Origin of the sequence: Spiroplasma endosymbiont of Phycita roborella, from assembly GCF_964031195.1 — a bacterium.
Lineage (GTDB): Bacteria > Bacillota_I > Bacilli_A > Mycoplasmatales > VBWQ01 > Spiroplasma_E > Spiroplasma_E ixodetis_A.
Map to the genome: position 1 here is coordinate 22,184 of NZ_CAXIQJ010000006.1, position 25,772 is coordinate 47,955.

Consider the following 25,772-nt stretch of genomic DNA (forward strand, 5'->3'; position numbering starts at 1 on the left):
ATGTTTAATTAATTCTAGTAAATATAATTAAATGACTAGAAAGAGTGAGTACAGATGGCTAAAAAAGATAACTTTAATAATAATGATCCAATATCAAAAGCAGTAGATTTATTACTAGAAAATACTGAAGATTTAACAACAGTTTTTAAACCTGGCGGTTTATATAAAGAATTAACAAAAAGATTAGTTGAAAAAATGTTGAATTCTGAAATGCAAAATTATTTAGGATATGAAAAAAATCAACATAGTACTACTGAAAATGCTCGTAATGGTACAAGTTCAAAAAAATTAATAACTCAACAAGGTAAAATTGAAATTGATGTACCAAGAGATCGCAATAGTAATTTTACTCCTGTAATAGTTCCTAAAAGGCAAAGAAGATTTGATGGTTTTGATCAACAAGTTCTTTCCTTGTATGCAAAAGGAATGACATTATCTGACATTAGAATGCAGTTGCAAGAGTTATATCATGGTGCTGATATTAGTGAAAGTGTTATTAGTCAAATTACTGATGATGTTATTGATGATGTTAAAGCATGACAAAATCGACCATTAGAAAGTATTTATCCTATTGTTTATTTTGATTGTATAGTAGTTAAAGTACGACAAGATAAACGGATTATTAACAAATCAGTTTATATAGCATTAGGAGTTGATTTAGAAGGCAAAAAAGATGTTTTAGGATTATGAATTAGTGAAAATGAAGGTTCTAAGTTTTGATTATCTAATTTCACAGAAATGAAAAATCGTGGCTTAAATGATATTCTTATTGCTTGTAGTGATAATTTAACAGGCATGTCAGAAGCAATACAATCAGTTTATCCTAAAACAGAACATCAATTATGCATTGTTCATCAAATTAGAAATAGTTTAAAATATGTTTCATACAAACATCGAAAAGGTCTAGTTGCAGATTTAAAACCAATTTATAGTGCATGTAGTGAAGAACAAGCAATGCAAGCTTTAGAATCGTTTGAAAGTAAATGAAATAAACAATATCCTCAAATTACTAAATCTTGATATAAAAATTGAGATAATTTAATGGTTTTTATTAGTTATCCAGTAGAAATCAAAAGAGTGATTTATACTACAAATGCTATTGAATCTGTTAATAGTCAATTACGAAAAATCATCAGAAATAAAAAAGTTTTTCCTAATGATATGGCAGTTTTCAAAATATTTTACTTGGCAATTGAAAATATAACAAAAAAATGAACATTGCCTATTCAAAATTGAAATACAGCAATTGCTCATTTTATGATAAAATTTGAAGACAGAATTAATCTAAATTAGTAACTTTGTAAAACAAAGATACACAGATTATTAAAAAGCCTCAACAATGCTTCTTCACAAGAAATAGAAAATAAAGTTAATGAAGCAGAAAATAAGTTAAATAAACTTAATCAAGAAATTAAAGAAAAAGAAATAATTAATATATTTAAAAAATATCAAGTTAAAACTGAATTTTATGATTTTTTAAAATTTAAAACTAATAATTTAGAAAATTCAAAAATTGAAGAAACTATTAAAAAAATTATTAAAGAACAACCAGTATTTAAAGAAATAATTAATACAGGTGATAAACCACAAACAATAATAACAAATCAGCCAATTTCAATAAAAAGTACTTTATTGGATTATAAAAAGAAAAATAATTTATAACAGAAAGGAAATAAAAAAAATGTCAGTACCGTTCAATCAAAATTTAGATAATACCGAAAAATTAGTAGAAGCACCGGAGTTTATAGAATTTTGGATGGGTTACACTTTATTGGACACTAATTACATAGACAAGTGAACAAATTAGTTAAAAGAAAGGAATTATAATTATGGTCACTATTAACTCATATTCAGATGAATTTAAAAAACAAATAGTAGCTTTATATCAAAGTGGCAAATCAGTATCTTGCCTTGTTAAAGAATACAATGTTACAAGAGCAGCTACTTACAATTGAATTAAGCAATTTACTAATTCAAGTAGTTTTAAAACTAAAGATAATCTTTCAGATTTAGAAAAACAATTAATTCAAGCAAATAAAGAATTAAAACAGTTACGAATGGAAATTGATATTTTAAAGCAAGCAGCACTAATAATAGGCAGAAAGTAGAGATTATTGCAAATAATAAATCTAAATATAAAATTCGCACAATGTGTCATTTTTTAAAACTCTCTAAATCAACATATTATTTTAATTTAAAGAAAAAAAATAAAATTCAAAATAATATTTATGAACAAGCTGTTATTAGTGCTTTTAAAGAAAATAAAGAAGTTTATGGTACTAGAAGATTAAAAGTCATACTAGCAAACCAAGAAATTTATTTATCACGCAGAAAAATTAAAGAAATTATGAATAAGCATAATTTAATATCAAAATACACTAAATTATCATTCAAAAATTATCATAATAAAGTCAATGATAGTCAAATAACCAATCTTGTTAATAGAAACTTTAATAATAGAATTAAAAATGAAGTTATTGTTAGTGATTTAACTTATGTTCAAGTTAATGGTAAATGAAACTATATTTGCTTATTAATCGACCTATTTAACCGCGAAATTATTGGAAATAGTGTTGGAGTTAAAAAAGATGCATCATTAGTATATCAAGCATTTATGCAATCAAATCACTGTTTAAAAGATATTGAAATATTTCATACTGATCGCGGTAATGAATTCAATAATAAAACTATTGATAAACTTTTATTAGCTTTCAACATAACTCGATCTTTAAGCAAAAAAGGATGTCCTTATGACAATGCTGTTGCTGAAGCAACTTTTAAAACTTTCAAAATTGAATTTATTAATGATAAAAATTTTACATCATTAATCCAATTAAAATTAGAATTATTTGATTACATCAATTGATATAACAACATAAGAATTCACAGTACTCTAAACTACCTAACTCCAATTAGTTATCAAAAACAAATGTCTACCAAAAAATAGTCCTAAAAAGGGTTGCCATTCCAATTTAAACGTTGTGGTATTCATATACCAAGTCAAAAGAAATCTGCACAACAATCAGTTCCCGAAAGTACAGCAGTAAATATTTCAACTATTAATTACATTGAACAAAAATTATGACAATTTAATATTGATATTCTTAAATTTATTCAAATATTAGTTAGAATTGATAAAGATTTATTAAATAGTAAAACATTTAATATTAATGATGAACAAGAAATTAATAATTTAACTGTTAGATTAAAATTATTTAATCCCGAAAATAACCAATTAATAGGAGAGAACAATGGAAAACAACAACAAACCACAAACGAAGTTTCCACAGAAACAGAAACAAACTAAACTTAATCAAGCAGAATTAGAAAATGATTATTTAATTGATAATATTCCTTATGACTTTACTAATATGATGCGTGCTACTAGTGACCCAGATATTAATAGAGCATACGATGAATTTAAAAAAAGAACAATTTATATTTATGAAATTGAACGTTTATTTAAAAATAATGAAAATAATAGTTTAAGATTTTCAGCAAATACTATTAAAATAGGTTTTATTGATATTGAAAAAGTATTAAAAACTACTGCTGTTGAAACATCAGACTTTACTATGCAATTAAATCAAAGAGCAAGTACTAATATTAATGATAATACTATTGAATATAGTATGACTGATATTAAAAATTTAATATTTCAAGAAATAAATTTATTAAATCAATTTAAATTGTATGCTGTGTCTATTAATGAACCATTAACTGAAAATAATATTGATAATTTATATATTATTAATAATTATTCACAACCTTATCAAAATCCAAAAACAAGAAGTACTAAAAGTATAACTATTATTAAAATTAAAGATTTTAAAACAAGAGATGGTTATCCAATTATTATTAAATTACAAAAACCATTAGATAAAGATACAAAAGTTACTGGTTTAAAAATTAAAGCCCCTAGAAGCATGATTTTTGGCAATATAAAGGTACTTGGTGAAGTTGACAATATGGAAGTATACCCAAAGTTATTTGTCAAGGATAAGATAGCATTTCCGTTGTTATCAATGCCTATTGAAACTCAACCAAAAGTTAGAATATTACAACAATGATTTAGTGAACAAATTTTACCTTGAAATTTATCAAAACAATTTATTGGACAAGAAAAATCAGTTTTAGATTTAATTGCTATTGGTGGTGGAACTGAAACAAGAAAAGAAATTATTAATAATGCAAAAATAACATATGCTAAAATTGGTAAATATGATGGACCATCCCCAATACCGAAAAAATTAGCTGATTTTGAAATGAAAAAGAATAAACAATATATATTATATAGTCATAGAGAACCAACCCCACCATATCCTAGTAAATATATTGCTATTGAGTTATCACAGAACTTTAATTCAATTGAAATTGAAGTAAATGATAAACCACCAATTGATAGTTTACAAAAAGTATTATTAGATATACTAACTTATACATATACTTATAGTAGAAACTTTGATGGTGCATCATTAACTAATGACCCAACTAAAATTAATGATTTAGATAAAATGCGTGCTAAATTTGAAGGTCAAAAACCAAGTTATGTTATTACTAATTTATTTAAACAGTGAGAATTAGATTATCCAAATTACATAAATTTAGCGCAAATTAAAGTATTAAAACAAATAGTTACAATGTTATCAAAAAATATTTATTCAACAATGTCAATTAATAATGGTCTAAACGATGATTATAAATTATTATTGCCTTATTATTTTGAGTTAAAGTCAAATCCTATTCATTCTACATCTGATAAAGTTTGAGAATTTAAAGATGTAAAAGTGATATTAAAATCTGAATATTTTGATTTTATAGATATTAATAACATTAAATTAAAAAATAATGACATTAGTCAAAATGAATTATTTAAACTTGATGATAATCAATTCAACTGATTATCTATTACAAACGAATTAGAAAGTAATAACATACCTTCATTAATTCCAGCAGATTGAACATTAGGAAATGGTGAATATGGAAAATACTTTACAAGGATACTAATTAATAAGAATAAAATCAAAAATGCTTTAAATTTATATGGTTCAAATAAATCTCAATTATTTTCTAAATTAGAATTTTATGAAGAAATTTCGCAAATTGACAATGATAATGACTTTGAATTACAAATTAAAAATCCGATTAATAACTTAAATCGGATTGAAATTAGTGGAATATTTGGTGCCGGTAATTATGATTTAATTTTAATAACGGATAAAAATATTGATATCACTTTAAACAATATTAGTTTATTTGAAAAATATAATGAAAATATTTCTTATATTAATTTAGAAATTTAAATTATTTATTAAAATATCCATCAGGGTATGTACCATCTCATTTTATGGCATCATCTGTAAATTTATTAATAGCAAAATATAAATCCATTATATCTTTACTATGATTTTTTCTTTCTCATATTGTTGAAGTACCAAAAACCATTTGTTTATTGTGGTCTAAATAATGTTTAACATTAGTACCTATATTATGGGTAAGCACCCCCCCATGATTAATCCAATTATTGCTAAAAATAATGCTAAAATTGATGTTATTTTATAAAAATTTGTTTTTATTCATGTTTTCATATTAAATTACTCCTTTTTTCCTTGATTTTACTTATAAATTGTACTATTTTTGATTATTTTTACAAGTATGCTTTTAAATGTGTCATTATTTAGTGATAATTTCCTATTAGTTATCGAGTGAAAATTTCTCAAAAAGTGAAGTTAAATATACTTGGTGATAAAAATGGAAAGAAGCATGACTATGAAAGAAAAATATAAATACAAAATTATAAATGACATTGTTATTAATAAATTATCTAAACATCAAGCCAAAAATAAACTTAACCTAACTATTAGAAGAATTAACCAATTAATTCAAATTTTTAATAAAGAAGGTAAAGTTGGTTTTATTCATAAATCTCGCAATAAAATTTCTAATAAGGCAACAAAAATAGAAATTAAAAATAAAATTATAAACTTATATAAAACAAAATATTATAATTTTAATTTTCAACATTTTCAGGAAAAATTAATTAATGAAGAAAACACTAAAATTGCATATAGTACAGTTTATAATCTATTAATTCAAGAAAAAATCACTTCACCAAAAAGACATAAGAATAAAAAAAATAACTTGCATCCCACAAGAAATCGTAGAACAAATTTTGGTGAATTAATTCAAATGGATGCAAGTAATCATCATTGATTTGGTAACGATAAACCAAAAGCATTTTTACATGCTGCAATTGATGATGCTACAGGAAATATTATTGGACTATGATTTGATCACCAAGAGACATTAGATGGTTATTATAATGTTTTTTATCAAATTTTAACTAAATATGGCATACCAAAGATATTTTATACTGATAATAGAACAGTTTTTGGATATAAGAAAAAAATTGATTCAGGTAAAATAAACACAGAAAATGACACTTATACTCAATTTCAAAAATGCTGTAATGATTTAGGTGTTGAAGTAATTAGAACCTCAATTCCACAAGCTAAAGGCAGAATTGAACGATTATTTGGAACACTTCAAAGTCGTTTAATTAGTGAATTACGACTTAATAAAATTAAAAATTTAGAAGATGGTAATAAATTTCTTAAAACATATATAAACATTTTTAATAATCAGTTTGCTTTTCCTATTGATGATAATAAATCTGCTATGGTTAAAGCTCCTACACAAAATGAAATAAATGTTTATCTTTCAAGATTTTGTAAAAGAAAAACAGATAGTGGTTCAACTATAACATATTATGGTAAAAAATATTTTCCTTATAAAAATAACAAAGTTCAATATATACAACCTAGAACTGATGTAATTGTACTTAAATCATTTATTAATGAATTCTATCTTAGTTATAATAATAAAATATATGAACTAAAAGAAATAGCATTAAAACCAATTATTAAAGAAGATTTGATAAAAACTAAAAAAGTTTATATACCAAATAAAGACCATCCTTGAAGATATGGATATCAATAATTTTTAATTAAAAGTAAAAAAACATATTTTAGAAGAGATTTATTTTATTAATACTAAACCATATAAAATTTTAAAACATTTGTATATGAGCAAATTTGGTGTCTTAAAATCAATTTTAAAGATATAAAGATATTGCAAATGCAATATCTTCCCCTTTTACATCTGTGGTGAGCTTGGTTTATATCCACTTGTTAAAGGTTGATTTTCACTGTTTGCACTGCGTTTTCATTGTTCAAAAATTGAATCAAAATCATAATCTAAACTTGATTTTAATTTTAAATATTTTCCTACATTATCAACCCTTTTTTGTCCTTTTGATTCGATTTTATCTTCTAAATCATATATATTTAATTTTTCAATATATGGAATTATTTTATATTTCTTTTTTAAATTTTCATTTAATGTTTTTAGATATATTTCTAGTTTTTCTATTTCTTCTTTAAGATTTTTTTCAGTATTTATTATATTATCTAATTCTTTATTATCTTTAATTTTACCCTCTAATTTTTTTATTTCAGAATAATAAAATTCATAAACTGGTGAATTAGGTTTAACTTTAAACATTTTTTATTTTCTCCTTTGAATAAATAATAAAAAAACTCATTTATTTTATCTTAAAATAAATGAGTTAAAAACTTATATAATTTTTTGTATAAATTAATTATACAAAAAATTTTAAAAAATTAAAAAACTTTATTTCTATTTTTATCTAGAAAAGAATTTATTTGGAATTTATGTTTATTTAACAGTATAACTTTTCAAAATAATTTATTTTTTAAAAAATATTTTTGGGAAATTTTCACTCGATATTGACATAATTTTTTAATATAAATAAGCATATTTTATTTAAATTAATATTTATTTAATTTATGAAAAATATCTATTGTCAGTAAGTATTATTAAACATAATAACTAAGCTTTTAATTATTTTAATTTATGGATATTTTTGAATTTATAAATGTTATTTAATTTTTCTGAATAACCTTTAATTTCAATATATTTCTTTTTAAAATAAAATAATAAATTTAGAACTATATTAAATTTTATTTCATAAGTTTTTATCTAAAATTAAATAATGAGATTTAAATTTTCGGATTTCTTGATTTATGTTTGTTTATTTGTTTTTCTTCTTCAATTTTTTTTAATGTCTCTTCTTGTTTCTTAGCTTTTACAAGTAATAAATCAAGTCTTCTACTTTCTTGTCCTGCATCATGTAATAATTTTGCTGCTTTTTCTTTTTCATTCATAATATTTTTTCTCCCTTTCTTTTAAATATTTATTTTTAAAAATATCCAAAATACAGTATAAAATTTTTCATAAAAATTAAAAGATAAAATAAATATTTTTAAATAAAATTATGATTTATTAACTCAAAAGTAAGGATGTTATTTTTTTAATTATTGTGCTTAAAAATTGAAAATATGTTATACTAACAACATAATAAACTAAATTATTAAAGACCATTAGGTTCGACTTATTCTTTTTTATTAGATAAGTGGAACCTAATTATTTTTAAATAAAAAAGGATGTGAAAAATTATGTCAGCACAACAACAGCAACAACCAAATAAAGAAATTTTTGATAAATTACAAGGTGAAAAAGATAAAAAAGAAAAAGCAAATACTTCTTCTGGTGGTAGTAGTAGAAATTGAAAAGTAAAATTTGAAAAAGATGTCGCTTATATTTCTTTTTTTCCATACATATGATTAAAAAAACTTTTAGTTTCACTATTTAATAATCGAACTAAAAAACCTAAACTAAATCAGTCAGTTAATATTATTAAAAATAAAGATAATGTTAATCAAAACAATAATGTTATTGCTCGTAGTAATGGACAAGTTAGTTTTAAAGAAGTAGATGCACTAGATCCAGAAAATGAATCAGTAGCAGAAACAACAGCAGAAGCACTAAAATTAAACGGTAATACTACTAATCCATTCCAAAATGTTGCACATAGTTGTAATCGTGAAGAAATTCCAGTAGTTTCAACAACAACTTCTGGAAAAAAATTAACTACTTAAATTATTTAAAATATTTATTAGTTCGTTCTAAATCAATAATATTATCAACATCCCAATGACAATCAAATGATAAAACATAAGGTTTTAATTCAAAATTATGTTTAATACTATTACTAATTAAATATTTACCAACCATTGTTGTTTGCAATACAAGTTCTTGTTGTGGATTTATTAAATCTTCACCAAGAACTTTTGCTCATTTTTTAGTAATATAACTTCATTCTCCTGCCAAGAAACTATCCTTTTTTTTACTTTTAATAATATCAATAATATTACCATTCTTGTTTAATTTATAACTTCAATCTTCTTTGATATTATCATGATCACGATTAATAGCGGCCATCATATTAGTTGAAAAATTATTTAAAAAAATATTTTTTGTACTAATCATATCACCAGAAATAATAAAAATATCATCTTGACCATTAAAATATGATGATACTAATGTCAAAGCATAACCACTATTATAATCAAGGAAATGTTGATTATTTATTAAAATTAATTTTGAATATTTATGAGTAAGAAAATTAAATTCATCTTTTAAATGACCAATAATGACAATAATTTTTTTTAAATCATGTATTTCAATTAAATGATTAATTATATGTTCAATTAAAGTTAAACCTTTAAATTTAATTAACGATTTATGAACATTATTTGAGATAGGTTGTAATCTACTGCCAATTCCTGCTGCAAAAATAATAGCAACTTTCATTATTCCTCCTTTACTTAACAACAAAATTAACAATCTTATTTGGTATACAAATTGTCTTAATAATTGTTTTATCTTGCAATCAATATTTTACTTTTTCTTCATTATTAACTACTTTTAAAAGTTCTTGATTATTTAAATTTTCTTTTACTACTAAAGTTATTTTCGTTTTACCATTAATCTGAATAGCAATAGTAACTTCACTAGTAATCAAAAATTTTTCATCATAACTTGGAAACTGACTTTTATTAATACTTTCTTTATTACCAAATTGAAATCATAATTCTTCAGCAATATGTGGAGCAAATGGATTTAATAATTTTAAAAAATTAACTAAATATTGTTGATAAATAGTTGGTGCTTTATAACAAGCATTGATAAAAATCATAAGTTGTGCAATAGCAGTATTAAAATTTAAATCGTTAATATCATTAGTTACTTTTTTTACAATTTGATGATAAATTGTATCTAATGATTTATCATTCTTAGTAGTAATTTTTATTTTATACTCATCTTTATTAACAAGACGATAAATACGCATTAAAAACTTATAACAACCAACTAAACCACTATTTAATCACGGTAAAGATGCTGTTAATGGTCCCATAAACATTTCATATATTCGTAAAGTATCAGCACCATACTCATTAATAATATCATCTGGATTAACAACATTACCGCGTGATTTAGACATTTTTTCATTATTTTCACCAAGAATCATACCTTGATTTACCAATTTTAAAAATGGCTCTTTAACACTAACTAATTTTAAATCATATAGTACTAAATGTCAGAAACGAGCATACAATAAATGTAAAACAGCATGTTCTTGACCGCCAATATATAAATCAACTGGTAATCAATAGTTAAAACGTTTTTGCGCAATAGCACTATTAAAATCACAATAAGTACCATCATCATTTTTTAAAATATATGCTAAATAATATCAACAGCTACCTGCTCATTGTGGCATTGTATTAATTTCTCTTTTTCCTTTTACACCATCTTTTCTAGTTACATGTAATCAGGAATTTGGTGCATTAGTTAAAGGTGCATTCCCCGAATTAGATGGCTTAATATTAGTCATTTTTGGTAATAATACTGGTAATTGTTGTTCATCTACTGTTGAGATTGTACCATCTTCTCAATAAATTATCGGAAAAGGTTCACCTCAATAACGTTGACGAGAAAAAAGTCAATCTCGTAACTTATATGCAGTATGTACTTTTCCTTGTTTTAAAGTTAGTAATTTTTTAACAATTAAATTAGTAGCTGTTTCTAAATCCTTACCATTAATAAAATCAGAGTTAATATATTCACTAGTACCCAAAAATGGTTCATTTTTATTATTAGTTTTCATAATAAAATTGATTGGTAAATTTTTATTTTTAGCAAAAATAAAATCACGACTATCATGTGCAGGAACACCCATAATTGCTCCTGTCCCATAATGATTTAAAACATAATCACCAACTCAAATTGGTAATTTACTTTTAGTAAAAGGATGAATAGCATAACTTCCAGTAAAAACACCAGATTTTAAAGTATCATCTCCTTGACGCATTAAATCTGTTTTAGTTTTAGCATCTAAACAGTATTGAGTAATTGCTTGCGAATATTCACTAGTTGTTAAATCATGAATTAATGGATGTTCAGGAGCAAGTACTAAAAATGAAACACCAAAAATAGTATCAACCCTTGAAGTAAAAATAGGAACCTTACATTTATTATTTTCAACTACAAAATCAACTAATGTTCCAACACTTTTACCAATTCAATTACGTTGTAATTCCTTAACACTATTTGGTCAGTCTAAATCATCTAATCCTTTTAATAATTTTTCAGCATACTTAGTAATTTTTAAAACCCACTGACGCATTGGTTTTTTAATAACTGGGAAATTACCACGTTCAGAAACCATATGACCATTAATGTTAATTATTTCTTCATTAGCTAAAACAGTTCCTAACTGTTCACAAAAATTAACTTCAACATCTTTAATTTCAGCTAACCCTTGTTCATAAAGTTTAATGAAAATTCATTGTGTTCACTTATAATATTGAGGGTCTGTAGTATTAACTTCTTTATTATAATCAAAACTTAGACCAATACTTTGTAATTGTTTACGAAAATTATTAATGTTTTGTTTAGTAAATGTCTCTGGATTATTACCTGTATTTAAGGCATATTGCTCAGCTGGTAAACCAAAAGCATCTCAACCAATTGGATGCAAAACATTAAAACCATTCATTATTTTAACTCGAGAAATAACATCAGTAGCACAATAACCTTTAGGATGGCCAACATGTAAACCTGATCCTGAAGGATAAGGGAACATATCAAGAATATATGATTTTGGTTTTTTATTATCATCAATGTTTGTTTTAAAAGTTTCATTTTTTAATCAATACTGCTGTCATTTTTTTTCTATTTGTTGGTGATTATAACTCATGTTTTTCTCCTTTAATATGTTCAGGTAAAGTAATCATAAAACCATAATATCATAATCATTTAACAAGTTGCAATGTTTACTTATTGATTAAATTATATTTTAAATATTTTGTTAATTATCAATCAATGTTATTAAACCATTTGCTAATATTTATTTTCTACAAAAAAGAAATAGTTTTTATTGTATTTCAAATAAAATATACTATATAATTATCGTTAATATTAAATAAATTCAAAGGAGGATTCTATGAACACACAAAAAGTTTTAAATAAGTCTTTAAAACAAAAAACAAAGCAGCAAAAAATAGGCTTAGGAGAACTGGTGTGACTTTGGATTTAATTATACTTGCACAATAGCTTTTCCTATGTCTTTTATAGGAATATATTATTGAAATAATGGCGGAGTTGGATTACATCTAATCTGAATTATGATTTTAGGCGCTATAATGGCTAGTATTAGTGCATGTGCTTTTTTAAAATGTAGTAAAGTTTATGCTGGTAATAATGGTTGGAGCATATATTTATGTTAGAGCAACTTTTGGTCGTTTTTGAGGATGAATAACCGGCTTTATGCAATATATCATTTTACCATCTACTGTTATTGGTGGTATTATTTCAATGTTTAGAATTAACTTAAACCAATTATCATTTTTTTCTTGATTACCTGATAGATGATCTAATTTATTTATTGATAGTTTAGGAATTATAGTTTATTGTTTGGTTACAAGTTGTATCTATTTTGGATTAAGAGGTTTTCGTTGATTTGTTAATATTTCAGGAATCATTAAATGACTGTCAACTTGTTTTTTGATTATTTGTGCCATTATTCTGGTAATCAAAAACGGCACTATAGTTTATCAACAAGCATTTGTTGGTACTAAACATCTTCATTTTACAATTAATATTTTTAATAATGCTTTTAGTAATTTTTTCTACTTTTTCCTTGGTTTTGAGACCTTTACTGTTATTGGAAAAAATGTTAAAAATCCTAATAAAAATTTAGGTAGGGGAACAATTATTGTCTTATTTTTGACAACTATTTTTTATTTAATGATTACAATTTTAATTATTGGTGCCATCAGTTCGCAGGGACCTAATGGTAATAACGGATGAGCAAATGGTGGTAATAATTATAACCCAAATAATGTTATTGCTGGCATTGCTGGTACAACGGGTATCATTTTACTAGTTATTTGTACTTTATCAATTAAATTGAATGGTGTAATACAAGTAGCGCTATATTCTGGAGCTATGCTACAACCATTAGCCAAAGAAGGATACATTAGTGAAAAAATAGCCAAATTAAATAAAGAAAATAATGCAATGTATGGTAATACTATTAATTTTATAATTACAATTATAGTTTGTATTATTATGCTAATAATTCCGGATTTAATTGGAATTAGTTTTAATTATAACCAAATGTTGGGATTTACAACTAATATAACAATCTTTGTTTATCTTTTTGTTATAGCTGCAACTTGTGTTATGGGTTATTATAAAAAAATAAAAATAAAAGTTATTGAATGAATTATGTTTATTATCTGTTTATTATTTTTAATTAGTCAATTCATTATTTTTAATTATAATATGATTCATGATTTAGTAAGCAACAAAGGAATCATATTAATTGCAATTGCGATTAAGTTTTTAATGTTTTGAGTATTTATTATAATTGCTACTATTATTTATTTTACTTATTATAAACCAAAACTAAAACAAAGATTAATAACAAATCCAGAATATCAAAATCAATTAGATAAAGAATTTATTTTTAATTCTCATCTAGTAGTTAATTAAATTACTTAAAAATTATATTATCTTATTATCGCCAAAAATAAACTAAATGAGTTGCTGGTTTTTTACAAAAACAAGTACCAGTAGTAGTTGTACTTTTTAATTTAGCATATGCTTGAAAATGTTCAGATCAACCAATATCAATTGTATGTTGAGCATGTTTTCCTAATTCAATTGCTGCTAATACAACCTTTTTCTCATTTAATGCTTTATTCATTAATTTAATATCACCATCCATAATAATAATATCTTCTTTGATTATTTCATCATTTTTCATTATAATCACCCTTTCTATCAATTAATATTATAACGCTATTTAAAAAAGAAATAGTAATTACAATTACTATTCTAACGATATCTTTCTACATAGTGACTAACTAAACCACGATAAATAAAAGGTATTGTTAATTGCATAATTGGATAAGTAAACAAAAAAATATGAATAAAATTGTAAACTAATGAGTAAAAAAGAGGATTAAATCCTGATCAAATATTTTTACTTCCGTCAGCATTAGTAATTTGTGATCAAATAAAATATCCTGCTATTGTTTGTCAAAAATAAATAATTAAACAAACTAAAAAACAATGTAAAAAATAATTAATATAAGTAAAAATTGATTTATCAGCTTTTAAATTAAAACGTAATAATGAAATAATAGCGGGCGTTGTCATTGGCAAAAAATAATCTAATAAATAACTTCAAGCATTAATAACATAACCACCACCAATAAATAATAATGACATTAAAGCACTAATCATACCCGTTAATCATCCACCTGTAAAGCCAATAATATAACTAATAACCATTAAAGGTATATATTTAATAGCAATATCGCCGCCGTATGGCATTTTTGGTAATAAATTTTGTTCAATAAAAGCACAAGCAATAGTTACACCAGTAAATAAACCAATAATTGTATAATCAATAACTAATCATCGTTTAATACCAAATGCAAATTTAAAATTAGTTCATCATCTTGTTTTTAAAATGGCAAAAGTTTCTTCTTTTTGTCATTGATAATGTTTAATTCAATTAAAAATTAATGCAATGGGATTGATACTAAAAATTGATAGTAATGTAACAATAACAATATTTTTATGCATGTCTTCTATTTTAACTGTTCATGTAATAACAGATAATAAAATTGCTGAAATTAATAATAAACAAAGAATTAATATTAAATAAATTTTACTGCTATAAAATTGTCAACCAATAATAGTAGTAACTTTAAAAAAGTGATTAATACTACTAGCAGGTAAAATACTAATAATAACTGTTAATGTTAAAAGAGTAATTAAACTAAAAATGGCTGATGCTTTAATTAACATTCCTACCCCCAGTTTGCTTTTAATTTTATTATAATTGATAGTTGTTAATAGTTGTTCTTTAAACATAATAAAATGATAACTCCTTTAATTTATCTTACATAACAAAAAGGAGTTATCATTTTTTAAAATATAAAAAATAAAGTCTCCCTCCGCTAGTACTAACTAGATCAGGTTATAGGGTATTTCTCAGGCAATGCCACCCCTGCTTTATATAATATATGCAAATTAATCCATATTTACTAGTATTATAACATTCAAAATATTTTTTTAAATATAAAATATATTTTTTTATGATTTTTAGTTTAAATTAAAATTTGTTCTATTTTTATTTGAAATTTATTTGAAAAAAAATAAAATATATTCACTTCTTAAAAATAAGAAGTTATTGGGAAAAAATAAAAAGGAGTTTTTTAAATATGAAAAAGATATCAACACTAATTACAACAACAATTTTAGCAATAGCAAGTACAAACAGTTTAAATACCTTATTTATCAATAACACAAATAATAAAATTAAAACAAGTATTAAAAATGAAAATAATAATTGAAAAATAAATGAAATTAAGTCTTTAACAACTGATAGAAATAGAAATATTTATGCACTTGCTAATAATACTGTTTATAAATGTTTAGCAGAACAAACAGAATTCGAAAAAATGATAGTACCTAAAGAATTTGTTAATGGTAAATTTATAAAAACTGATAAAGATAAAAATACTTATGTAGCAACTAATAATAATATTTATAAATGTCTTGCAACACAAACATATTTTCAACAAATGATAGTACCTAAAGAATTAGAAAATATTAGATTTTTAAAAATTAATGAGAGAGATGGAAATGTTTTTATAATAGCTAATAATAGTATTTATAAATGTTTAGCGGGAGAATGAGAATTTAAAAAAATGACATTACCAACTAACATTAATTTTCTGAGTCACATAAGTATTGATAAATATGGAAATATTTATATCACTGCTAATAATAATTTTCATGTTCCTTTTGCGAATAGTATTTATAAGTGTTTAGAAAATGACAACGAATTTAAACAATTGGAATGGCAACCCTTTTTAGGACTATTTTTTGGTAGACATTTGTTTTTGATAACTAATTGGAGTTAGGTAGTTTAGAGTACTGTGAATTCTTATGTTGTTATATCAATTGATGTAATCAAATAATTCTAATTTTAATTGGATTAATGATGTAAAATTTTTATCATTAATAAATTCAATTTTGAAAGTTTTAAAGGTTGCTTCAGCAACAGCATTGTCATAAGGACATCCTTTTTTGCTTAAAGATCGAGTTATGTTGAAAGCTAATAAAAGTTTATCAATAGTTTTATTATTGAATTCATTACCGCGATCAGTATGAAATATTTCAATATCTTTTAAACAGTGATTTGATTGCATAAATGCTTGATATACTAATGATGCATCTTTTTTAACTCCAACACTATGTCCAATAATTTCGCGGTTAAATAGGTCGATTAATAGGCAAATATAGTTTCATTTACCATTAACTTGAACATAAGTTAAATCACTAACAATAACTTCATTTTTAATTCTATTATTAAAGTTTCTATTAACAAGATTGGTTATTTGACTATCATTGACTTTATTATGATAATTTTTGAATGATAATTTAGTGTATTTTGATATTAAATTATGCTTATTCATAATTTCTTTAATTTTTCTGCGTGATAAATAAATTTCTTGGTTTGCTAGTATGACTTTTAATCTTCTAGTACCATAAACTTCTTTATTTTCTTTAAAAGCACTAATAACAGCTTGTTCATAAATATTATTTTGAATTTTATTTTTTTTCTTTAAATTAAAATAATATGTTGATTTAGAGAGTTTTAAAAAATGACACATTGTGCGCATTTTATATTTAGATTTATTATTTGCAATAATCTCTATTTTCTGCCTATTATTAGTGCTGCTTGCTTTAAAATATCAATTTCCATTCGTAACTGTTTTAATTCTTTATTTGCTTGAATTAATTGTTTTTCTAAATCTGAAAGATTATCTTTAGTTTTAAAACTACCTGAATTAGTAAATTGCTTAATTCAATTGTAAGTAGCTGCTCTTGTAACATTGTATTCTTTAACAAGGCAAGATACTGATTTGCCACTTTGATATAAAGCTACTATTTGTTTTTTAAATTCATCTGAATATGAGTTAATAGTGACCATAATTATAATTCCTTTCTTTTAACTAATTTGTTCACTTGTCTATGTAATTAGTGTCCAATAAAGTGTAACCCATCCAAACAGAATTTATAATAATAAGTGAACATTGAGGAGTACCTATTAATGCTATTTTAGTAACAGATGAAAATGGAACTATCTATATTGCAGATAATAATAATATTTATAAGTATTCAGTAAAAGAAAAATACTTTAAGAAAATAAATAATTCAGCAATAGATGGAATAATCAAAAAAATAATAATAAGTAATAAAAATATTTATATAATAACTAATAATAACTCTGCAATAAATAAAGTTTATAAATTTGATTTTTTACAATCAAATTTTATTGAAATGAAAGTGATTGATAATGATACATATGATGTTAGTAATATTACTTTTGATAGTAATAAAAATATTTATGTTTTAACTATTAATGGCATTTATAAATGTCCAGCAAAACAAACAGAATTTAAAAAAATGACAAAAATATGATGAAAAACAACAGAATTTCATTTTAATAACAGAAGACTAATTGATATAAGTTATTGAAAACAGACTAGAAATAATTCATTTATCCATACATTTGAATGAAATACAGAATATGGTTTACCAATTGATTATCGATATATTACTTTTTTTAATGAAAATGGTACAGAAGATTATGTAGATTCATCTTATAGCTGAGGCGATACAGGATATCCAACTATTAACATTAATCAAGTTGTTAAAAATCTAAATTTTCAAAAATATTTAATAAATGCAAAAGTAACAAAAAATGGACCTATTAACCCAGCAAATTTTTGTAATATTATCATATGTAATAATAAAGAAAATTTCTTACTTGCCAGTTTATTAATAACTATTAAATTAGGATTAACTTTTTATGAAGAAAATGGAAAATGATTTTTTCAAATCATCATTGCTCATTATGGTGAAACATGAGGATCTGAAAGTGGAGGACAAATTAAAACAATTTTAGGGAACGGTTTTCGATTATACTCATAATTTATTTTTTAAATATTCATACTCCTTTAAAAATAAATTTAAAGGAGTATTTTAATAAACCTATTATTTCAAAATATTGTTAATATATAAAAATCTAATTATTTATAAAAAATAATTAGACTATAAATTAATAAAAATAAGTAAGTTATTATATTAAAACATTTTCAATTTTTGATTTAAATTTGAAACATTTTCCAAATATTTATTTTCTAATTGATTTATTACTTTAGTATTTAACTTATCACTTTGTTTTAAATAGTTTTGTTGAGATGCAACTTCTGATAATAGTTCTAAATTTTCAAATTTATTTTGATTATCTAATCATGCTTTAACTTTATCAAAATAATTAATTGGTTGTTCATCAATAACATATTTTCTTATATTTTTAGGCATTGTATATTTTCACTCCTTTGTTATTTTATAATTCATTACATACTTTTATAAAAATTAATCAAATCATTTAAATAGTTTTCAAGTTAAATAATAAATGCCACAACTAATAAGATTTAAGGCAATAAATATACCCACTAAAATACCAACAACAGCACCAGCACCAATACTTGAAACTAATCCTTCACCAATAAGACTAGCTAAAAAGTAAGTTAAAATAATTAATGGCGCAACAATTAATAAACTAGTAAATAAACTAACAATTGCTTGTCCAGTACGACTTTTAATAATAACTGACATTAGCAAAGCAATACTAGTAATAGTAATAGAAAAAAATAATGTAAATAAAATAATAATTAATAATTGTCAATTAAAAATGGAACTAATCATTCCAGATAAAGGAACAACATAACCAATAATAATAACATCAATAAAAATAATAATATCAGAAATTAAAACTAAAGCTAAATTAAATATTGATGTTATAATAATAAACTTGGTTTTGCTAATTCTTGTTAAACCAATGCGTCGATAAACTACGCTTTGTTTTAAATCTAGTAAAATAGCTAAAAAAGTTTGAATTGAAAAGGAAGCAGTTTGTGTCAATCAAATAATCATCAAAATAAATCGTCCAATATTTTTACCAGCAGGTGATGATAATATTTGATTATTTCCACCAATTGATGCACCAATAAAAATCAATGGTGAAACGAAAAGTGAAAAAATAATAATTGAACGATTACGTTTTAAATAACTTCAAAATAAATTAAGAAGAGATCAATCATTATTTTTGTTTTTTAAGGTGTTTTTTTCAAGACTTAGCTCATTTTTCATTATTTTCCCCTCCTAATCTTTTTAATAACGCTTCGCTATCATACATACCTATTTTATATTCTTTAAATTTAGTTTTAACATATTCTTCAATACTTCCATATTCTTTAACAACAGTTTTAACATCATTTATACTAATAATTGAACCTTCAAACATGAAAATAATTTGTTGACAAAAACGTTCAATTTCTTGCATATTATGTGAAACAATCAATACTGAAAGATTAGGTTTAATAAAAACTTCTTTTTCTAGTAATTCATAAATTCGCTCACGTACCTCTAAATCTAATCCCGTAGCTAATTCATCTAAAATTAATAAATCTGGTTCAACAATTAATGCTAATAAAATATTAATTTTTTGTTGTTGACCGCCCGATAAAGTAATAATAGGTTTATTAATAAATGCTTCAGCGTCCAAATAGTACAATAACTTTTGAATGTCTTCAACAGACTTATTTAAACGATAAGCTCTCATATAATATTGGGCCATATCTCAACCAGTTAGACCACGAGGAAATTTAGTTTCTTGTAATTGCATGCCTATTTTTAAATCAGGTTTAATATTAATAGTACCTGTTGTTGGTTTACGAAGTTGGGAAATCATTTCACATAATGTTGTTTTTCCAGTACCATTGGGGCCAACAATACCAATTTTGGCACCAATAGCAATATTCAGACTAACATTTTTAATGACTTCATTACTATCATAGTTTTTACTGACATTAATGATTTCAACATTATTTTTTTTATCTTTAATCATAATTACTTCCTTCCTATAACTTTATAATTTTATCATAATTACTACATAAATATTACTTGTTTTTTAAGTTATAAAAATTAAAATATTATATAATATATTGTAAACTTTATTAGGTTTTTACTCATTAATTTCATAAAAAGTAAATGAGTTTTTATTTTTAAAAGGAGAAAATTATGAAAAAAAATGCACAAAAAAAGAAATAAAAAAATTAAAAAAAGAGAAAAAAGAATTAGAAAAAAGTTTGAATCCATTTAACAAAAATTTTAGTCTTAATAATAAAGAAAAGATATTAAAAGAAATTGCTTTAATCAATGAAAAAGTTGTTAACTTAAAACAAAAATTATTAGTAGATTATGAAGAACATTTAGATGAAATTGAAAATGGAAATCTAGAATTTAATTTTAACCTCCAACAGTTAAATAATGAAGATCAATATTTAAAAGATAGTACTTTTCTAATAACTAATGATGATATAAATAGTATAAATTCAGAAGAATTAATTAATATGCAATATGGTAAAAAATGTTGTCCACCATGCACAATTTTTTAATTTTAAATATTTTTATATAAAAATATAAAAAAATATTAATAACAACACTTTTACTATTTATAATTTAATTTTTCAATTATAAAATTAAAATAATATATAATATAAAAACAAACTTGATCAAAGTTTTAACCCATTACTTTATTTTAAAAGTAAAGGGTTTTTTTATTTTTTAAAAGATAGGAGACATTAAAAAATGGATATTAATGATTTAGAAAGAGAAGTTAACTTTATAGCAAATAATTATCATATTATTAATCTTTATTTACATTTTCCGATTGAAACTTATAGTAAAGATTACAATGATATTTTTGACTTTTGAGAAAATAATAAAAAAAATACTCAAAATCATTATCAATTTTTAAATAAAAAAATAAAAACTTTAGAATCCTTAAAAAAATTAGAAAATAATTTTATAAATTCAATAAATAACCTATCAAAAAAATTAAAATAATAAAAAAATAAATAAAATAATGAAAATACTTACTATTGGATTATTTAATTGAAATAAAAAAATAGAAACAAAAATAACTATTTTAACAAAAATCAAAGAAATTAAACAACAAAATTTAGTAAAAATAAATGAACTAATATTACGAATTAACAAAAAAAATATAATTAAAAGTGTAAATTCGGAAATTAATTTTTCTGTAACAAATAAAAGCAAATCAAATTTATCACAAATATAAAAAAATTTTATATAAAAAAAGTAAATACTTGTTTTTAGTATTTACTTTTTTAAAGTTATAGTTATTAATAATTTAATTAGATTTTAACCTTCATCAATAATACTTGAAGTTGGTTTAATATTATTAATAGGTGAGTGAATTTTTGCTTTATGTTTATTAAAAATAAAATCATATACTTCAGAATAAAATTCAACTGAAACAATATTTAATTTTTTCTTTACTTCTTCTGGAATATCTTCTAAGTCTTTTATATTAGCTTTTGGAATTAAAATTGTTTTTAGTCCACTACGATGAGCAGAAATTGATTTTTCTTTTAATCCACCAATTGGTAATATATGACCACGAAGTGTAATTTCACCTGTCATACCAATATCTTTTGATACAGGTCTACTTGTCAGAGTAGAAATAATTGCAGTTGTTAAAGTAATACCAGCACTTGGACCATCCTTTGGCACTGCTCCTTCAGGAACATGGATATGAATATCATGTTCTGCAAAGAAAGTATCAGGAATATTGAAAGTAATAGCATTTGCTTTAATATAATCTAAAGCAATAGTAGCAGATTCTTTCATAACTTCACCTAATTTACCAGTTAATACTAAATTACCTTTTCCTTTAAAGTAGTTTACTTCAATTGGTAAGATATCACCACCATATTGAGTATAAGCAAGACCAGTTACCACTCCAATTTGTGATTCATTTTCTTTTTTAGTATAATCGAAAATTTGTTTTCCTAAATAATCTTTAACATTATCAGCAACAATTTCTTCAGTACTAATTTTTTTATTCAAAAGTTTAACAATAAATTTACGAGCAATTTTATTTAATAATCTTTCTAATTGTCGAACACCTGATTCTCTTGTATAATATTTAATTATTTCTTCAATTGAATTTGGTTTAAATTTTAACATTTTATTATTTAAACCAGTAATTTCAATAACACGAGGAATTAAATATTTTTTTGCAATTTCAAGTTTTTCTAATTCTGTATATGAAGAAAGCTCAATAATTTCCATTCGATCTTTTAATGGTTCAGGGATACCTTCCATATAATTAGCTGTTGCTAGAAACATAACTTGTGATAAATCATAATTTTCTTCAATATAATGATCTGAAAAATTAGCATTTTGTTCAGGATCTAATACTTCTAACATAGCACTAGCTGGATCACCACGATAATCAGATGACATTTTATCAATTTCATCTAATAAAAATAATGGATTAATAACTTTAGCACGTTTCATACCTTGGATAATTCTTCCTGGCATCGCACCAATATAAGTTTTACGATGACCACGAATTTCAGATTCATCTTTAACTCCACCAAGTGAAACTTTAACGAAAGTACGCCCCATCGCTTCAGCAATTGATTTAGCTAAAGAAGTCTTACCAACACCAGGAGGACCAACTAAACAAATAATTTGCCCTGGCATTGCCTTAGCCATTTTTTTAACAGCAAGATATTCAATAATTCTTTCTTTAACTTTTTCTAAACCATAGTGATATTTATCAAGAATTTTTTTTGCATTAATTAAATCAAATTTTTCTTCACTTTTTTGAAATCAAGGTAAAGTCATCATTCAATCAATGTATGTACGAATTATATTTGATTCACTTGAAGCTTGTGGCATATCTTCATAACGACTAATTTCTTCTTTAACACGAGTTTTGATTGCTTCAGGAAACTCTTCTGTTTCTAAACGTTCTAAATAACGTTTCATTTCATTAGACTTACCATCAATTTCGCCTAATTCTTCTTTAATAGCACGCAATCTTTCTCGTAAATAATATTCACGTTGTTGTTCATCAATACGATCTTTAATTTTAGCTGTTAAATCCTTTTCAATAGCACCAACTTGTTTTTGACCACCAACATCTTTCAATAATAAATCTAAACGTTTATTAATATCAATTTCTTGTAAAATTTCTTGGCGTTTATTGATAGTTAAAAATGGTAAAAATTGAGCCATTTTATCAATAATTTCACTAGCTTTCATTCCATCGGTGATTTGACTAATTACACCTTGTGGAATTGAACCATGAACATCTAAAATCTGTTGTAAATTATTTACAATTCTTTGGATCAACTCTTCTTCTAATGATTTTGAAACATTAGGACTAACTAAAGTTTCAGCATCTCCTGTATAAAATTTATCATCATAAAACTTAGAAACTTTAACTCTTTGTTGTCCATAAAAAAATACGGTAAGTGTACCATCATTATGACTTTTTTGAATTTGCACTTTACACAAAGTACCATGATTGTAGACTTCACTTAATTGAGGATTATCTACTTTTGGATCCTTTTGCGAAACTAAAATAATTTCTGAATTAAACTTAGCTACCGATTCATTAATTGCCGCTACTGATTTATGTCTGCCAACTTCTAGTTCTATTTCAACTGTTGGGAAAACAAAACTTCCTCTTGTTACTAGTACTGGAATATTAGTAATATTTTTTATCTTCATTGTCTCACCTCAAATAATGTATTAACTGGATTATAATATAAAACATTAGCACTTGCAATACTTAATTGCTAAAATATCTAATTTTTGATTTATACTATACTATTACAGCAGCACTTATTAATTCATATTTAATTTATACTAGTAGTATTTTATTACATTTATTTTTTTTTTGATAATTTTTACTTTTTGAAAAAAAATAAACGATAAAATAACCTAATTATTAAATTGGTAATTAGGTTATATAATAATTATCAAATTAAATTAATTAAGCACTTGTTGTTTGCTTTTGGTTTTTACCGTTACTTTCTCATAATAAATCAAAGGCTTTATTACGTTTTAGGGTAGTAGTCACTAAACTTAAATCTTTAATATTTGCTTTAACTTCTTCAATGCTTATTTTAAATTGGTCGGCAAATGTTGTTAATTGTTTTTGAACTTCTTCTTCGGTAATTTCTATTTTTTCTTGTTTAATAATTTCTTCAATAACTAAAAAATTCTGAAGTTGCATAATTGCATCCTTTTTTATTTCATTAATAATTTCTTCATGAGATAAACCGGTTGCTGCCATATAGTTTTCAATTGTAAAGTTTTGATTAGCTAATTGTTTTTTAAATTCATTTTCTAAACGTTCAGTTTCATTTTTAACAGCAAAATTTGGAATTATTATTTTTGAATCTTTAACAATTTTAGCAATAAGTTCTTCCATAAATTGTTCCTTAATTGTCATTGTTTTTTGTACTTCAATTTGTTTTTTAATATTTTCTAATAATTGTTCAGTAGTAGTAACATCTGGAATGTTAACATCTTTTACTAATTCTTCTAAATCTTCATTAATAACTTTTGTTTTTATTTCGTTTAATTCAATTTCAAATTGTACTAATTGACCTTTTAAATTTGGAACATGATAATCTTCTGGGAAAGTTACTTCAATAGTTTTTTTAGATTTAGGTTCCATACCGATCATTCCTTCTTCAAAACCAGGAATAAATTTACCAGAACCAATTTCTAATTCCATGTTTTTAGCTTCACCGCCAGGGAATTTTTTACCTTCTAAAAAACCAGTAAAATTAAAAACCGCAGTATCACCTTTTTCTAATTTTCCTTTTTCTTTTGGATTAAAAATAGCAAAACGATCTTGTAATAGTTTAATTTGAGTATCAATTTCTTCTTGATTAACAGTTGCTACAGGTTTTACTATATCAATACCACGATATTTACCAATAGTAATTTCTGCTGGTAAATCAAATACAAACATTATTTCACACTCTTTAATAGTAGATTTTTCCACATTAACTTCGGGTTGATTAGTAGGCATTAAGTTAGGTTTTTTTTTTAAGGCAAAATCATAAGCAATAGTAATAACTGCTTTAGTTGCTGTTTGTAAAGTTTGTTCTTCAGTTACATGTTTTTTAGCCATTTTAGTAGGAACTTTTCCTTTACGAAATCCAGGAATTTCTACTTGTGCAATCAATTTATTTTCAGCTTTTGCCAATTGATCTTTTCAAGTTTTAGCATCAATGGTAACATGTCATTTTCCAAGACCATTTTTTTCATCTTTTATAATATTTAATGTCATTTTT

At 23.5% G+C, this 25,772-nt stretch carries 26 protein-coding genes and 1 riboswitch; of the genes, 13 read left to right on the forward strand and 13 right to left on the reverse strand.

Translation table 4 applies throughout. The features are described 5' to 3' along the window. Positions 1-54: 54 nt before the first annotated feature. From AAHM95_RS07790 to AAHM95_RS07810, 5 genes are all read left to right on the forward strand, one after another. Positions 55-1,293, forward strand: coding sequence for an IS256 family transposase (locus AAHM95_RS07790; protein ID WP_281749630.1), 1,239 nt, complete (start codon positions 55-57; stop codon positions 1,291-1,293). 388 nt (positions 1,294-1,681) lie between these two features. Then, entirely contained in the window at positions 1,682-1,807 is a 126-nt protein-coding gene (locus AAHM95_RS07795) for a hypothetical protein (protein WP_342274572.1), read from the forward strand. Between the two features lie 22 nt (positions 1,808-1,829). Next, a protein-coding gene (locus AAHM95_RS07800; RefSeq protein WP_342274253.1) for an IS3 family transposase occupies positions 1,830-2,947 on the forward strand; the annotation gives its coding sequence in 2 pieces (ribosomal slippage) (positions 1,830-2,100 and positions 2,100-2,947; 1,119 coding nt in all). 12 nt (positions 2,948-2,959) lie between these two features. After that, positions 2,960-3,307, forward strand: coding sequence for a hypothetical protein (locus tag AAHM95_RS07805; RefSeq protein ID WP_342274573.1), 348 nt, complete (start codon positions 2,960-2,962; stop codon positions 3,305-3,307). After that, complete coding sequence (locus AAHM95_RS07810) at positions 3,252-5,303, forward strand: hypothetical protein (RefSeq protein ID WP_342274574.1); 2,052 nt, start codon at positions 3,252-3,254, stop codon at positions 5,301-5,303. The genes AAHM95_RS07805 and AAHM95_RS07810 overlap by 56 nt, the downstream gene beginning before the upstream one ends. Position 5,304: 1 nt before the next feature. Here the strand turns inward: AAHM95_RS07810 and AAHM95_RS07815 are convergent, their stop codons facing one another. Further along, the gene (locus AAHM95_RS07815) at positions 5,305-5,502 is read right to left on the reverse strand and encodes a hypothetical protein (protein ID WP_338988138.1); all 198 of its coding nucleotides are present in this window, start codon (positions 5,500-5,502) and stop codon (positions 5,305-5,307) included. A gap of 249 nt (positions 5,503-5,751) precedes the next feature. Between AAHM95_RS07815 and AAHM95_RS07820 the strand changes: the two genes are divergently transcribed. Then, positions 5,752-6,999: an ISNCY family transposase gene (locus AAHM95_RS07820; RefSeq protein ID WP_342274575.1), complete on the forward strand. Its 1,248-nt coding sequence runs from the start codon at positions 5,752-5,754 to the stop codon at positions 6,997-6,999. Positions 7,000-7,155: 156 nt separating this feature from the next. Here AAHM95_RS07820 and AAHM95_RS07825 read toward each other — a convergent pair whose 3' ends face one another. After that, a complete protein-coding gene (locus AAHM95_RS07825) occupies positions 7,156-7,563 on the reverse strand; it encodes a hypothetical protein (RefSeq protein ID WP_342273977.1) in 408 nt (135 codons plus the stop codon). Positions 7,564-8,081: 518 nt separating this feature from the next. Further along, positions 8,082-8,246, reverse strand: a complete 165-nt coding sequence (locus AAHM95_RS07830) for a hypothetical protein (RefSeq protein ID WP_342273613.1) — start codon at positions 8,244-8,246, stop codon at positions 8,082-8,084. A gap of 291 nt (positions 8,247-8,537) precedes the next feature. Between AAHM95_RS07830 and AAHM95_RS07835 the strand changes: the two genes are divergently transcribed. After that, entirely contained in the window at positions 8,538-9,020 is a 483-nt protein-coding gene (locus AAHM95_RS07835; protein ID WP_342274576.1) for a hypothetical protein, read from the forward strand. Position 9,021: 1 nt separating this feature from the next. Here AAHM95_RS07835 and AAHM95_RS07840 read toward each other — a convergent pair whose 3' ends face one another. Both AAHM95_RS07840 and leuS read right to left on the reverse strand, forming a co-directional pair. Continuing rightward, entirely contained in the window at positions 9,022-9,735 is a 714-nt protein-coding gene (locus AAHM95_RS07840) for a sugar phosphate nucleotidyltransferase (RefSeq protein ID WP_342274577.1), read from the reverse strand. A gap of 10 nt (positions 9,736-9,745) precedes the next feature. After that, positions 9,746-12,184 carry a leucine--tRNA ligase gene (gene leuS, locus AAHM95_RS07845; protein WP_342274578.1) on the reverse strand — a complete coding sequence of 813 codons (2,439 nt, stop codon included), beginning with the start codon at positions 12,182-12,184 and terminating at the stop codon, positions 9,746-9,748. 491 nt (positions 12,185-12,675) lie between these two features. Here leuS and AAHM95_RS07850 point away from each other — a divergent pair, with 491 nt between their 5' ends. Further along, on the forward strand, positions 12,676-13,983 hold the full coding sequence (locus AAHM95_RS07850; protein WP_342274579.1) for an APC family permease: 1,308 nt from the start codon (positions 12,676-12,678) through the stop codon (positions 13,981-13,983). Positions 13,984-14,008: 25 nt separating this feature from the next. Here the strand turns inward: AAHM95_RS07850 and AAHM95_RS07855 are convergent, their stop codons facing one another. After that, entirely contained in the window at positions 14,009-14,257 is a 249-nt protein-coding gene (locus tag AAHM95_RS07855) for a hypothetical protein (protein WP_338975120.1), read from the reverse strand. Positions 14,258-14,328: 71 nt separating this feature from the next. Beyond that, complete coding sequence (locus tag AAHM95_RS07860; protein WP_342274580.1) at positions 14,329-15,375, reverse strand: energy-coupled thiamine transporter ThiT; 1,047 nt, start codon at positions 15,373-15,375, stop codon at positions 14,329-14,331. 60 nt (positions 15,376-15,435) lie between these two features. Continuing rightward, positions 15,436-15,523, reverse strand: a riboswitch (TPP riboswitch). A 202-nt stretch (positions 15,524-15,725) separates the two neighbouring features. Here AAHM95_RS07860 and AAHM95_RS07865 point away from each other — a divergent pair. Beyond that, positions 15,726-16,430 carry a hypothetical protein gene (locus AAHM95_RS07865; protein WP_342274581.1) on the forward strand — a complete coding sequence of 235 codons (705 nt, stop codon included), beginning with the start codon at positions 15,726-15,728 and terminating at the stop codon, positions 16,428-16,430. On the opposite strand, the gene AAHM95_RS07870 is transcribed toward AAHM95_RS07865, so the two are convergent. Beyond that, positions 16,386-17,503 (reverse strand): IS3 family transposase gene (locus AAHM95_RS07870; protein WP_342273898.1). Its coding sequence is split into 2 segments (ribosomal slippage): positions 16,386-17,233 and positions 17,233-17,503, totalling 1,119 coding nucleotides; the frame shifts between segments, so codons are not numbered across the junction. The two genes, AAHM95_RS07865 and AAHM95_RS07870, sit on opposite strands and share 45 nt — an antisense overlap. A gap of 350 nt (positions 17,504-17,853) precedes the next feature. Between AAHM95_RS07870 and AAHM95_RS07875 the strand changes: the two genes are divergently transcribed. Next, positions 17,854-18,507, forward strand: a complete 654-nt coding sequence (locus tag AAHM95_RS07875) for a hypothetical protein (protein ID WP_342274582.1) — start codon at positions 17,854-17,856, stop codon at positions 18,505-18,507. Positions 18,508-18,660: 153 nt separating this feature from the next. Here AAHM95_RS07875 and AAHM95_RS07880 read toward each other — a convergent pair whose 3' ends face one another. Genes AAHM95_RS07880 through AAHM95_RS07890 form a run of 3 tightly spaced genes read right to left on the reverse strand, consistent with a single transcriptional unit; the run spans position 18,661 to position 20,488 of the window. After that, positions 18,661-18,900 carry a hypothetical protein gene (locus AAHM95_RS07880; protein WP_338960177.1) on the reverse strand — a complete coding sequence of 80 codons (240 nt, stop codon included), beginning with the start codon at positions 18,898-18,900 and terminating at the stop codon, positions 18,661-18,663. A 54-nt stretch (positions 18,901-18,954) separates the two neighbouring features. Then, complete coding sequence (locus AAHM95_RS07885) at positions 18,955-19,731, reverse strand: hypothetical protein (protein WP_342274583.1); 777 nt, start codon at positions 19,729-19,731, stop codon at positions 18,955-18,957. After that, positions 19,682-20,488, reverse strand: a complete 807-nt coding sequence (locus tag AAHM95_RS07890) for an ABC transporter ATP-binding protein (protein WP_338976285.1) — start codon at positions 20,486-20,488, stop codon at positions 19,682-19,684. Before AAHM95_RS07890 ends, AAHM95_RS07885 begins: the two co-directional genes overlap by 50 nt. 241 nt (positions 20,489-20,729) lie before the next feature. Between AAHM95_RS07890 and AAHM95_RS07895 the strand changes: the two genes are divergently transcribed. The 3 genes from AAHM95_RS07895 to AAHM95_RS07905 all read left to right on the forward strand — a co-directional run bounded on the left by AAHM95_RS07895 (position 20,730) and on the right by AAHM95_RS07905 (position 21,724). Beyond that, positions 20,730-21,038: a hypothetical protein gene (locus AAHM95_RS07895; RefSeq protein WP_342274584.1), complete on the forward strand. Its 309-nt coding sequence runs from the start codon at positions 20,730-20,732 to the stop codon at positions 21,036-21,038. A 193-nt stretch (positions 21,039-21,231) separates the two neighbouring features. Continuing rightward, complete coding sequence (locus tag AAHM95_RS07900) at positions 21,232-21,489, forward strand: hypothetical protein (RefSeq protein WP_342274585.1); 258 nt, start codon at positions 21,232-21,234, stop codon at positions 21,487-21,489. Positions 21,490-21,508: 19 nt separating this feature from the next. Then, entirely contained in the window at positions 21,509-21,724 is a 216-nt protein-coding gene (locus AAHM95_RS07905) for a hypothetical protein (protein WP_338960186.1), read from the forward strand. Between the two features lie 83 nt (positions 21,725-21,807). Here the strand turns inward: AAHM95_RS07905 and lon are convergent, their stop codons facing one another. Both lon and tig read right to left on the reverse strand, forming a co-directional pair. Then, complete coding sequence (lon, locus tag AAHM95_RS07910; protein WP_342274586.1) at positions 21,808-24,192, reverse strand: endopeptidase La; 2,385 nt, start codon at positions 24,190-24,192, stop codon at positions 21,808-21,810. A 265-nt stretch (positions 24,193-24,457) separates the two neighbouring features. Next, entirely contained in the window at positions 24,458-25,768 is a 1,311-nt protein-coding gene (tig, locus tag AAHM95_RS07915; RefSeq protein WP_342274587.1) for a trigger factor, read from the reverse strand. Positions 25,769-25,772: the final 4 nt, after the last annotated feature.